Origin of the sequence: Iamia sp., assembly GCF_035575815.1 — a bacterium.
GTDB lineage: Bacteria > Actinomycetota > Acidimicrobiia > Acidimicrobiales > Iamiaceae > Iamia.
The window spans coordinates 44958-56105 of record NZ_DATLXO010000086.1; the positions used below are offsets into that span (position 1 = coordinate 44958).

Annotated in this window: 10 protein-coding genes; 6 read left to right on the forward strand and 4 right to left on the reverse strand. The window is 73.5% G+C overall.

Annotated elements, in window-relative coordinates:
* Positions 1 to 248: 248 nt before the first annotated feature.
* Entirely contained in the window at positions 249 to 1856 is a 1608-nt protein-coding gene (locus VNL12_RS09190; protein ID WP_325593783.1) for an ABC-F family ATP-binding cassette domain-containing protein, read from the reverse strand.
* Positions 1857 to 2059: 203 nt separating this feature from the next.
* Between VNL12_RS09190 and VNL12_RS09195 the strand changes: the two genes are divergently transcribed.
* The 4 genes from VNL12_RS09195 to VNL12_RS09210 all read left to right on the forward strand — a co-directional run bounded on the left by VNL12_RS09195 (position 2060) and on the right by VNL12_RS09210 (position 5607).
* The gene (locus tag VNL12_RS09195) at positions 2060 to 3160 is read left to right on the forward strand and encodes a serine hydrolase domain-containing protein (RefSeq protein ID WP_325593785.1); all 1101 of its coding nucleotides are present in this window, start codon (positions 2060 to 2062) and stop codon (positions 3158 to 3160) included.
* 106 nt (positions 3161 to 3266) lie between these two features.
* A complete protein-coding gene (locus VNL12_RS09200) occupies positions 3267 to 3812 on the forward strand; it encodes an NfeD family protein (RefSeq protein WP_325593787.1) in 546 nt (181 codons plus the stop codon).
* Positions 3809 to 5302, forward strand: coding sequence for a flotillin family protein (locus VNL12_RS09205; protein ID WP_325593789.1), 1494 nt, complete (start codon positions 3809 to 3811; stop codon positions 5300 to 5302). The genes VNL12_RS09200 and VNL12_RS09205 overlap by 4 nt, the downstream gene beginning before the upstream one ends.
* 146 nt (positions 5303 to 5448) lie before the next feature.
* Complete coding sequence (locus tag VNL12_RS09210) at positions 5449 to 5607, forward strand: hypothetical protein (RefSeq protein WP_325593791.1); 159 nt, start codon at positions 5449 to 5451, stop codon at positions 5605 to 5607.
* On the opposite strand, the gene VNL12_RS09215 is transcribed toward VNL12_RS09210, so the two are convergent.
* Positions 5604 to 7136 carry an AMP-binding protein gene (locus tag VNL12_RS09215; protein WP_325593793.1) on the reverse strand — a complete coding sequence of 511 codons (1533 nt, stop codon included), beginning with the start codon at positions 7134 to 7136 and terminating at the stop codon, positions 5604 to 5606. The genes VNL12_RS09210 and VNL12_RS09215 overlap by 4 nt on opposite strands.
* Positions 7137 to 7243: 107 nt before the next feature.
* Between VNL12_RS09215 and VNL12_RS09220 the strand changes: the two genes are divergently transcribed.
* The gene (locus VNL12_RS09220) at positions 7244 to 7786 is read left to right on the forward strand and encodes a sigma-70 family RNA polymerase sigma factor (RefSeq protein ID WP_325593795.1); all 543 of its coding nucleotides are present in this window, start codon (positions 7244 to 7246) and stop codon (positions 7784 to 7786) included.
* Entirely contained in the window at positions 7779 to 8771 is a 993-nt protein-coding gene (locus VNL12_RS09225) for a VOC family protein (RefSeq protein ID WP_325593797.1), read from the forward strand. The genes VNL12_RS09220 and VNL12_RS09225 overlap by 8 nt, the downstream gene beginning before the upstream one ends.
* A gap of 85 nt (positions 8772 to 8856) precedes the next feature.
* Here VNL12_RS09225 and VNL12_RS09230 read toward each other — a convergent pair whose 3' ends face one another.
* The gene (locus VNL12_RS09230) at positions 8857 to 9669 is read right to left on the reverse strand and encodes an SDR family oxidoreductase (protein ID WP_325593799.1); all 813 of its coding nucleotides are present in this window, start codon (positions 9667 to 9669) and stop codon (positions 8857 to 8859) included.
* Between the two features lie 219 nt (positions 9670 to 9888).
* Positions 9889 to 11148: hypothetical protein (locus VNL12_RS09235; RefSeq protein ID WP_325593801.1), on the reverse strand; the 1260-nt coding region annotated here is incomplete at its 5' end.

Sequence of the window (11148 nt, forward strand, 5' to 3'; positions counted from 1 at the left end):
AACGGGCACCGCGCCCCGGACGTTGGGTCGGAGCTTGGCTCAGCGGGAACGGGCCTCGCGCGCGACGAGGGGCGTCGCTCGCCGCCGCCTCCGACGGGCGGACGTTGGGGTCGGCCCGCCGACGCTCACCCGCTACGTGCAGGGCGCGTCGAGCGCCGTCGCGTCAGAGGCCGAGCGGTTCTGGGTGCAGGAGTGCCCGTACAGCGTGAATCCTGGCACCCAGAACGGTGGAGGGCGGGCGGAGTCGACTACGCCAGGGCGACCATGTCGAGCATGTCGTCCGACCAGTGGTCGACGTTGCCGTCGGGCATGAGCAGCACCCGATCGGGGCGCAGCGAGCGCACGAAGTCAGGATCGTGGCTGACGAGGATGATGCTGCCGGGCCAGCCCGCGAGTGACTCGGCCACCGCGTCGCGCGATGCGGGGTCGAGGTTGTTGGTCGGCTCGTCGAGCAGTAGGAGGTTGTGGCGGCCGGCCACGAGCTGGGTGAGGGCGAGCTTGGTCTTCTCGCCACCCGAGAGGGTGCCGGCCGCCTGGTACACCTTGTCACCGGTGAGCCCGAACATGCCGAGCAGCGACCGCAGCTCGGACTCGACCTGGCCGGTCGACGCGTCCCGGAGCTGGTCGATGAGGGTGCGGTGGGGGTCGAGGCCCTCGTGCTCTTGGGCGTAGTAGCCGATCTCGACGTGCAGGCCAGGGCGGACATCGCCCGTGGTCGGGGTCTGGACGCCGGCCACGGTCCGCAGCAGGCTGGTCTTGCCGGCCCCGTTGAAGCCCATGACCAACATGCGCTCGCCCCGGCCCATGGAGAACTCGACGTCGTCGAACACGGCGTTGACGCCGTAGGCGACCGACAGGCCGCTGACCTCGAGGACCGTCCGCCCGGCATGGGGCGGAGGCGGGAACCTCACCCTCGTCACCTGCTTGCGGCGCGGGCCCTCGGTGCCGTCGGCCTCGATGCGGGCGATGCGCTTCTCGAGGCTGTGGGCCATGGCCGCCTTGGTGGCCTTGGCGCCGAAGCGGTCGACGATGCCCTGGAGGCGATCGACCTCCTTGGCCCGACCGGCGGCCTCCTTGCGGAGCCGTTCCTCGTCCGCGGCCCGCTGCCGGTGGTACTGGGAGTAGGTGCCCTTGTACTCGTCCATGGTGCCGGTCTCGTCGTGACCGCCCCGGTCGAGGTGGATCACCCGGGTGATGGCCTCGTCGAGGAGGTCGAGGTCGTGGCTGATGACCAGCAGCCCGCCCCGGTAGCGGCGCATGTACTCGAGCAGCCACTCCTTGGCGTCGGAGTCGAGGTGGTTGGTCGGCTCGTCGAGCAGCAGCAGGTCGCTGCCGGCGAAGAGGATGCGGGCCAGCTCGACCCGGCGCCGCTCACCGCCGGAGAGCGCCGCCACCGGCAGGTCGAGGCGGTCGTCGGCCAGGCCCAGGCCCGAGGCCAGGCGGCGGACCTCGCTGTTCGCCTGGTAGCCCCCGTCGAGGCGGTAGCGCTCCTCGGCCCGTGAGAAGCGCGAGACGGCCCGGTCCGAGGGATCCTCCTCCATGGCCACCCGGAGCTTCTCCATGCGGACGACGGCCTCGTCGAGCCCCCGACCCGACAGCACGTGCTCGAGCCCGGTGCGGGCCGCGGCCCGGTCGTCGAGGCGAGGGTCCTGAGGCAGGTAGCCGACGCCGCCGTCGTGGCGCACGGTGCCCCGGGCGGGCTCGGTCTCGCCGCCGATCAGCTTGAGCATGGTGGTCTTGCCGGCGCCGTTGCGGCCGACGAGCCCGACCTTGTCGCCGCCGCGAACGGTGAACCCGACATCGTCGAGGAGGATGACGCCGCCGACCTCGACGCGGAGGTTGGTCACGGTCAGCACCCGTCGATGCTGCCAGGCCCGCCCCCCACCTCCAACTGCGATCCTCGAACCGGTGCGCGCATCCGTCGCCCCCACGACTCGGACGCGCGCCACTTCGATCACCCTCCCGAACCGGGCCGCGAACCGGTCGCCCCTGCGGGCCGGGCGCGCGCCAGTTCGGGGGCTGCTCGGGGGCGGATCCGGCGATAGGTACTCTCCCGGCCGTGCCGAGCCTGCTGCCCCTCCCAACCCCGCCCGCCGGGGGGCCGTGGCCGACCCATGAGTGGGAGGAGGTCGACCCGCCCCCCGAGGTGGTCGACGGTGGCCTCGACGCCATGCTCGACGCGCTGGTCGGCCCGGACGCAGATGTGGCCGTCGGCCACACCAACGCCATCGCCGTCGTCCACCGCGGTCGCCTGGTGGTCGAGCGCTACGGCGACCGGGAGATGGGCCCCCTCGCCGAGCTGGCCGGCGTGGCGCCCGGCCCGCTGGGACCCGACGACCGCCTCGGTTCCTGGTCGATGGCCAAGAGCCTGCTGCACCTCGCCGTCGGCGTCGCCGGGGCCCAGGGGCACCTCGAGCTCGACCGACCGGCACCGGTGCCGGAGTGGCAGGCCGGTGACGACCGGCGCGCCGCCATCACCTGGGACGATCTGCTCACCATGCGCCCCGGCCTGCGGTGGACCGAGGTCTACGACGGCTTCGACGCCGACTCACTGCCCGACGTGGTCGCCATGCTCTACGGATCGGGCGCGGCGGACATGGCCGCCTACGCCGCCGATCACCCCCTCGTTGCCGAGCCGGGGTCGCCCGCCGCGTACTGCTACTCCTCGGGCACGTCCAACATCGTCTCTGCCTGCCTCCAGCGGACGCTCGGAGTGGCGCCCGGGGCCATGGGCGACTGGGTGCGTGAGGCGATCCTCGATCCGATCGGCGTCACCACCGCCACCTTCGGCGACGACGAGGCCGGCACGTGGGTCGCCTCGTCGTATGTCGACATGGTGGCGCGGGACTGGCTCCGCCTCGGGTTCCTGGTCCTAAGGGGCGGGACGTGGGACGCCACGCCGGTCGTGCCCGCCGCCTGGATCGACCACGGGCGCACACCCCGGTCGGAGGACCCGCCCCTGCACCACGGCGCCCACTGGTGGGCCCGACCGACGCGCGACGACGGCATGTTCATGGCCCACGGGTTCGAGGGCCAGCGCCTCATGATGGCCCCGGCGCGCGACCTCGTTCTGTTCCGCCAGGGCAAGACGGCCGCCGACGACATCGACACCCTGAACGACCGACTCCTCGCCGTCGCTGACCTCTTTCCGACCGTCTGAGCGGTCCGCTCTCCGGGTTCGTCCCAGTTGCGACGGGCCCTCGGGTGAGGGAGGGTGACCCGATGCACCGTGATGACCCTCCGATGACGAGGTCGGACGTTCGCCGGTGACCCTGTTCCTCATCCTCGGCGTCGTCGGGCTCGTCAGCCTGGTGGTGGGGCTCCTCGTGGGCGAGGTCGACGTCGATCTCGGCCCCGACTGGCTGTCGCTCCCGGTGCTGGCCGCCCTCGTCGGCGCCTTCGGGTTCGTCGGGGCCGCTGCGCTCTCCCTGGGTGCCCCGACCGTCCTCGCCGTCGGGGCCGGTGGTGCGGCCGGCCTGGCCCTGGCGGCGGCCACCTTCCGCCTGGCGCGCGGCCTGATGCACATGGCGACCGATGCCCCCCTACGCTCCGCGGACCTGGTGGGCCGCCCCGGACGGGTGGTCACCGCGCTCACCGCCGAGCGCACCGGCGAGGTCCTCGTCTCCCAGGCCGGCCAGCAGCTCAAGATGGCCGCCCGGTCCGACGAGACCATCACCGTCGGCCAGCCGGTCGTCGTGGTCGAGATCGTCTCGCCCACCCTCGTCCGCGTCGAGTCCCACGACCGCTTCTGGTCACCCACCGCCCCCACCCACCCCGACACCCCCCAGCCTGACGGAGGCCCTCCCCCATGACCGCCCTGATCGCCCTCGGCGGCTTGCTCGCCCTCATCCTCTTCCTCGTCCTGTTCGTCGTCACCCGGATCAAGGTCGCCGGACCCAACGAGGCCTTCGTCGTCACCGGCCGCAAGGGCAAGGAGGTGACCAACCCCGAGACGGGCGAGCTCACCCACGACCTGTCGGGCCAGAAGGTGGTCATGGGCGCCAGCGTGTTCGTGTTGCCCGTCGTGCAGCGCCTCGCCATCCTGGACCTGACCAGCCGCCAGCTGGCCGTCACGGTGCCGGCCGCCATCGCCAAGAACGGCATCCGCTGCTCGCTCGAGGCCGTGGCGGTGGTGAAGGTCGGCGGCCAGGAGGACTCGGTGCGCGCCGCGGCCCAACGCTTCCTCGGCCAGCAGCAGGAGATCGACCACTTCACCAAGGAGGTGCTGGCCGGCGCGCTGCGCGCCATCGTCGGGCGCCTCACCGTCGAGGAGATCATCCGCGACCGGGCCACCTTCGCCGGCGCCGTGACCGAGGAGGCCGAGACCAGCCTCACCAACCAGGGCCTGGTGCTCGACACCTTCCAGCTCCAGGACATCCAGGCCGACGGCGAGTACCTCGCCGACCTCGGACGCCCCGAGGCCGCCCGCGCCGCCAAGGAAGCGACCGTGGCCGAGGCCATCAACCGTCGCGAGGCTGAGCAGGCCCGCATCCTGGCCGAGGAGGAGATCGCGGTGGCCAACCGCACCCTCGAGCTGCGCCGGGCCGAGATCCAGGCCCAGACCGACGCAGCCGCCGCCGAGGCGGCCGCCTCCGGGCCGCTGGCCCAGGCGTCCAAGGACCAGGAGGTCCTCGCCTCCCAGGAGCAGGTGGCCACCCGGCGGGCTGCGCTGAAGGACCGCGAGCTCGACACCGAGATCCGCAAGCCGGCCGACGCCCGCCGCTACGGGGTGGAACAAGACGCCGAGGCTGAGCGCAGCGCGGCCATCGCCCGGGCCGAGGCCGCAGCCCAGGAGGTCCGCCTCCAGGGCGACGCTGTCCGCACCCAGCGCGAGCAGCTGGCCGAGGCGGTCCGGGCCGAGGGCCAGGCCAACGCCGATGCCACCCGGGCCGCCGGCGAGGCCGAGGCCACCGCCATGACCCGCAAGGCCGACGCCTACGCCGCCTACGGCGATGCCGCCATCCTCGACCTCATGGCCCGGGCCCTGCCCGACATCGTCAGCGCCGCGGCCGAGCCGATGGGCAACATCGACAAGCTCACCGTGATCAGCACCGAGGGGGCCTCCGACGTCACCCGCCAGGTGACCTCCACCGTGGCCCAGGGGATGCAGGTCGCCGGTGACCTCACCGGCTTCGACGTGCCCCAGCTCCTCGGCGCCCTCGTGGCCCGGCGCTCCGCCGACAGCGGAGGTGACACGGCCTCCCCCGCAGCGGCATCCCCGGCCGACACGACCGCGGCGGTGACACCCATCACCGCCGCCGAGGACGACACCGAGGAACCCCGCAGGGTCGACCCGACCTAGGCCAGGTCGAGGCGCCGTCTCGGACCCGACTTCGGGCTACGGGGAGCGGGCCGGGCCATCGCCGCCCCGCCGCCGACGCCGAGCACGCCGATGGCTACGGCGAACACCGAGCCCGGCCCCGCACCGAGGGCGAGACGATCGTCATCGTGCGCTCCGCGCCCGAGGATCTGCCCGCCGCCGAGGGCCGCCTCATCGAGCAGACGCGCGTGCGCGAGGAGCCCGAGGGCCCGGGCCAGCTGTGGGGCGACCGTCCTCGACGTGCGGGTGGCGACCGCCTCCGGCGCCTGACGGCCGGCGCCGGCTAGTTGACCTGGCGTTCCCGGCCCTCCCAGTAGGGCGAGCGCAGCTTGAACTTCTGCAGCTTCCCGGTGGCGGTGCGGGCCAGCTCGGTTCGCAGCTCGATGCGCTTGGGGACCTTGTAGCCGGCCAGTTTGGAGCGGCAGTGCTCGCGCAGCTCGTCCTCGGTGGCCGAGGCACCGTCGGCCAACACGATCAGCCCGAGCACCAGCTCGCCCCACCTCTCGTCGGGGACGCCGATGACCGCGGCCTCGGCGACCGCCGGGTGGCTGAACAGGGCGTCTTCGACCTCGATCGACGACACGTTCTCGCCGCCGGAGATGATGACGTCCTTGCGGCGGTCGGAGATCACGGTGTACCCGTCGTCGTCGATGGTGCCGCCGTCGCCGGTGTGGAACCACCCGTCGACGATCGCCTCGCCGGTGGCCTCGGGCTGCTCCCAGTATCCGTCCATGACGTGGTTGGTGCGCGTCGTGAGCTCACCCTGGTCGGTGAGGCCCATCCTCACGCCCAGCGCCGGGGCACCTTGGCGGCCCAGCCGACGGGCCCGCTCGGCCGGGTCGAGGCCGTCCCACTCGGCCCGGGTGCGGTTCATGGTGAGCAGCGGCGCGGTTTCGGTGAGGCCGTAGATCTGGATGAACTCCCACCCCAGCTCGGCCTCCACCCGTTCGATGGTGCGCGTGGGCGGCGGGGCCCCGGCCACGACGATGCGGGTGCGGCCCCGCCCGGGCACCTCGTCGAGGTGGCCGGCGGCGTCGAGGATGGCGTTGACGACCGCCGGCGCCCCGCACATGACCGTGACACCGTGCTCGTCGACGCGGCGCAGGATCTCGGCCCCGTCGACCTTGCGCAGCACCACCTGGGTGGCACCCATGCCCGCGGTGGCGAACGGCAGGCCCCACCCGTTGCAGTGGAACATGGGCAGGGTGTGCAGGTAGGTGTCGCGGTCGGTGATGCCGGCCTGCCAGCCGAAGGTCGTGGCGTTGAGCCAGAGGCTCCGATGGGTCTGCTGCACGCCCTTGGGTCGCGCCGTGGTCCCCGACGTGTAGTTGATGGTGGCGGTGACATCCTCGTCGGGCTCCCACGGGATGGGCTCGGTGTCGTCGGCCACGAGGTCGGCGGCGGCCTCGGAGCCCAGCTCGATCGTGGGGATGCCATCGACGCCGGCCACGCTGTTCGTCAGCTCGGGGTCGTAGAGCAGCACCGACGCGCTGCAGTGGGCGACGATGTAGGAGATCTCCTCGGCGGCCAAGCGGAAGTTGATCGGCACGTAGATGCGTCCCCAGCCGGCCACGCCCCAGAAGCCCGCGAGCAGCCGGGCCGAGTTCTGCGACAGGATCGCCACCCGCTCGCCGGGGCCGACGCCGAGGCGGTCGAGGCCGGCAGCCTGGGCCCGGGCGCGCGCCGCGAGCTGGGAGAAGGTGACCGACCCCAGGGACCCGGCGGGCTGATCGGGCTCGTCGACCACCGCGATGCGATCGGGGTAGACCGTCGCACCCCGGTCGAGGAAGTCGCGCAACGTGAGGGGCACCTTCATGGGCCGCACCGTAGCGAGGCGACGCCTCGGGCGGGCCGGTACCGTTCGCTCGCCTCCTCCTGGCACCAGGCCGTCGGAGGAGGCGCCCCGGCGGCGATGGAGGAGACGTGGACCCCGCACCGGCGAGCGCAGAGGATCAGGGTGACGCCCTGCTCGCGCTCTACGACCGCGCCCTGCCCGAGGTCTACGGCTACCTCGTGGCCCGCTGCGGCAGCGCCACGACGGCCGAGGACGTCACCTCCGAGACCTTCCTCGCCGCGGTCGACGCGGTGCGACGAGATGCGGTGGCCGACCTCACCGTCGCCTGGCTGATCGGGGTCGCCCGCCACAAGCTGGTCGACCACTGGCGCCGCACCGAGCGCGAGGAGCGCCGCCTCCACCGGGTGGCGGCGGAGCCCCCGCAGGACGACGACCCGTGGGACGCCCACCTCGACGCCGTCACCGCCCACGCCGTGCTCGCCGACCTGGGTCCGCACCACCGCTCGGCGCTGACCCTCCGCTACCTCGACGGGCTGAGCGTGCCCGAGGTGGCCCGCCACCTCGACCGCACCGTGCACGCCACCGAGGCCCTGCTGGTGCGGGCCCGGGGCGCCTTCCGGCGGGCCGTGGGTGCCGATGACCGCTCCGAAGGAGGCGGCGACCATGGCTGACCCGTTCGACGCCCTGCACCTGCCGCCTCGGCCGGTCGCCCCCGACCCCGGCTTCGCGGCGTCGCTCCGCGCCCGCCTCGTCGAGGCCCTGGTCCCCGAGCCGCCCGATCCCGACGCCGTCCCCACCATCAGCCTCCGAGGAGGAGACACCGTGAGCACCACCGAACCCGACACCACCGCCACCCTCAGCCCCTACCTGGCGGTGCGCGACGCAGCGGCCGCCCTCGACTGGTACCGCGACGTGCTGGGCGCCATCGAGACCACCCGCTTCGTCGGCGACGACGGGCGCGTCGGCCACGCCGAGGTGAACATCGGCGGGGCCCGGCTGCTGCTGGCCGACGAGTACCCCGACGCCGGCCACCACGGCCCGGTCCACTACGGCGGCACGCCGGTCACCCTCCACCTCGAGGGGGTCGATGTCGACCACACCTTCGACCGGGCCCTGGGGGCGGGGGCAGAGGGCGAGCGACCGCCGGCCGACCAGGGCCACGGCAACCGCAACGCCACCATCCGGGATCCGTTCGGCCACCGGTGGATGCTGTCGCAGGCCATCGACGCTTCTCGGGCCGAAGAGGCGTCGGGCCGCGAGGACGGCGGTGCCACCAGGGGCTTCACCATCAGAGGCCGCCGACCGGTCGAGCCCGGCTACCTCACCATGCGGACCGGGGACCTGACCCGGGCTCGGGCCTTCTTCGGCGAGCTGTTCGCCTGGGACGTGGAGCCCGGCTCCCAGGAGGGCGGAGGCCACATCGCCAACACTCACTTCCCCATGGGCTTCATGGAGTCCGACGGCGACGGCGACGGCGGCGCCGGGCCGGTGAGGCTCTACTTCCGGGTCGACGACATCGAGCCCTACGCGGCGCGCGTCACCGAGCTCGGGGGCCAGGTCCTCAGTCGCAACCAGTACCCCTCGGGCGGCAACGCCGAGTGCGTCGACGACCAGGGCTTCCGCTTCGACCTCTTGCAGCCCGCCCCCGGCTACTGAAGAGGACACGCCGAAACTGCCACCCTGGTGTGCCCCTGGGTCCCACGAGGGTGGCCAGAACGAGCTTCGTCGCGCCGGTCCGCCCTCAGCGGGCGGTCCAGCCACCGTCGACGGTGAGGATCTGGCCGGTCACGTAGCTCGACGCGTCGGAGGCCAGGAAGAGCAGGGCCCCGTCGAGCTCGGCGAGCTCGCCCCGGCGCCCCATCGGGCACTGATCGCGGACGTAGCGCGACGACGCCTCGTCGTCCCACATCTGCGCCGTCATCTCGCTCGGGAACCAGCCCGGGGCCAGGGCGTTCACCCGCACCCCCTTGCGGGCCCACTGGCAGCCCAGCTCGCGGGTGAGGTTCACCACCGCCCCCTTCGACGCACAGTACGACGCCTGCTTGACGGGCGCCGCGGCAACCAGGCCGAGCATCGACGCCACGTTCACCACGGTCCCCCGACCGGCCTCGATCATCGGGACCGCGACCAGCTGGGTGAGGCGGAACAGGGCGTTGAGGTTCACGTCGACCACGGCCCGGAACTCATCGATGGGCTCGCGCTCGGCCGCCTGCGGCGCGCCGATGCCGGCGTTGTTGACCAGCACGTCGACGGCCCCGCCGCCCACCTCGGCGGCGGTGCCGGCCAGGCGCACCAGGTCCGCGTCGGAGGTCACGTCACAGGCCACCGCCACCACCCGATCGCCCAGGTCCGCGGCCAGGGCGTCGACGCGCGCGAGGCGACGGGCGGCGACCACCACGGTGGCCCCCGCGGCGTGCAGCACGCGAGCGAAGTGGTCGCCGAGGCCGGCCGAGGCGCCGGTGACCACGGCGAGGCGACCGTCGAGGCGGAAGGCCGCCAAGGGGTCGCCCCGCGGTGCGGTCGAGGGCCGGGCGGAGGTCGGGGCGTTCTCCATGGCGGCACCCTAGGCAGGCCCGGTCCGAGCCGATCGCGGCGCTCGAGACTCCCGTTCTGGGGGCCAGATCCACGCCCCACGCAGAACGTGGCCCCCAGAAGCGGCCCCGCCCCGTTCTGGGGGCCAGATCCACGCCCCACGCAGAACGGGGCCCCAGAAGCGACGCTCCCCGTCCACCACTCCCGCCGTTCTGGCCGCGCCGTGGTCCGGACCGGCCGGTCAGGCGCAGCGGGTGACGGTGAAGGCCTCGGTGGCCGTCCCGCCGTCGACCTGGGCCCCGGAGCCGGCCTCGCTGGCCGACCACGTGTCGAGCACCTCACCGATGGCCGCGGTACCGGCGGCGTCGTCGCCGACGACCCGAAAGCGGATGCAGGCCTCCTCGCCGTCCTCCCAGCTCACGAAGCGGCCGCCGCCGAAGCCGTCGAGGGGTTCCACCTGGCCTCCGCCCACGAGGGCGCCCGTGGGATCGGTCGCCACCTCCAGCAGGCGCAGGTCGACCGCCCCGATCGCTCCCTCGGCGACGACCGCGCCGTCGGCCTCGGGCGCGTTGACGGCGACGGCCGGTTCGGCGGCCTCGTAGAGGTCGGGATCGAGGACCTGCTCGCTGGTGGTCGGGGGGGCCCGGTAGGCGGCGTCGATCGACCGCCACCCGTCCTCGGCGACGATGTCGGAGACCAGCGCGAGCCCGGCGACGTAGGGGATCTGGGCGGCGACGATGTAGGCCGGGGGCACGGCGAGGGTGTCCATGACCGAGTCGAGGCCGAACTGGAGCTCCTCGAGATCGACCGCGGCCTGCTCCTCGGCGGTCAGCTGCATCCGGAACGAGGTCTCGACCCACCGGGCCGTGCCCTCGACCAGGGCGAGGAAGCCGAACGCCTCCTCGTCGGGCTGCTCGGAGAGGGCGTCGAGGCGGCCGAGATCGACGTACTGGTCGTCGAGGGCGTGGGTGAGCTCGTGGACGATCACGGTCTGCACGAACGGCGTGACCGCATCGCCCCGCACCAGCAGCTCACCGGTCTCGGGGAGGTAGAAGCCCAGCACCGCCGCCGCCGCCGCGCCGGCGACCTCGGCCAGGTCGGTGCCCGGCGGGATCAGCCCCAGGGCCTGGTCGACGACCCCCTCGATGCGCAGCGCATCCTCCTCGCCGGCCTGGGCCTCGGCCAGGCGCGCCTCGAACTCGGCATCGGCCAGGGCCTCCACCACGGGTTCGGTGCGGAACCGGTGACCCCGGGTCCGCTCCACGAAGTCGATGAGCTCGGGGAGCACCTCGTCGAGGGGTCGGGCCTGGTCCTGGGGGTCACCGCCCGGTGCGCCGGGGTCGAGACCGGGGATCGACGGCAGGGAGGGAGCCTCGAAAGGGTGGGTCGAGTCGGGGGCGAGGGGCTCGTTGGTGACCGAGGTGGACGGCGGCCCACCGTCGGCCAGGTCGTCATCCCCGCCGCTGTCGGAGGTGGCCAGCGCCGCGACCGCGACGATCAG

Bases quoted from the DNA above. Each gene is read 5' to 3' on its own strand.
- VNL12_RS09205 (WP_325593789.1), top strand. From the start codon at position 3,809: ATGACCGCCCTGATCGCCCTCGGCGGCTTGCTCGCCCTCATCCTCTTC.
- VNL12_RS09225 (WP_325593797.1), top strand. From the start codon at position 7,779: ATGGCTGACCCGTTCGACGCCCTGCACCTGCCGCCTCGGCCGGTCGCC.
- VNL12_RS09215 (WP_325593793.1), bottom strand. From the start codon at position 7,136: ATGAAGGTGCCCCTCACGTTGCGCGACTTCCTCGACCGGGGTGCGACG.
- VNL12_RS09230 (WP_325593799.1), bottom strand. From the start codon at position 9,669: ATGGAGAACGCCCCGACCTCCGCCCGGCCCTCGACCGCACCGCGGGGC.